The sequence below is a fragment of the Mesorhizobium sp. M4B.F.Ca.ET.214.01.1.1 genome (assembly GCF_004791545.1).
GTDB classification, from domain to species: domain Bacteria; phylum Pseudomonadota; class Alphaproteobacteria; order Rhizobiales; family Rhizobiaceae; genus Mesorhizobium; species Mesorhizobium abyssinicae.
On the sequence record NZ_SRUX01000207.1, the window covers coordinates 1 to 320 of the forward strand.

Consider the following 320-nt stretch of genomic DNA (forward strand, 5'->3'; position numbering starts at 1 on the left):
CCAAGGCCTTCAGACGGCCGAGCGCCAGATTATCGGCGGCGCAGAAAATCGCGGTGGCGTTTCGCAGCGGTCGCTGCTCGGCAAGCAGACGGCGGATAGCCACCTCCCCCCATTCGGGCTCGTAGCTCTCGACCTCGATGACCATATCGGCCGGAACGGCAAGGCCCGTTGCAAGGAATGCATCGTTATAGCCATCATGGCGACGGCGGATCGTCGTGCGGCCCTTCCAGGTCACATGCACAATATTGCGATGCCCGAGCGACAGCAGATGCTCGATGCCGAGGCGAGCGCCGAACCGGTTCTCCGCCGTTACCGTATCG

The 320-nt window shown here is 63.1% G+C and carries 1 protein-coding gene; it reads right to left on the reverse strand.

Features of this window, described 5'->3' with window-relative positions; all coding sequences use genetic code 11:
* The coding region (locus EN857_RS33920; RefSeq protein ID WP_135897720.1) for a substrate-binding domain-containing protein at positions 1-320 on the reverse strand (320 nt) is incomplete at both ends.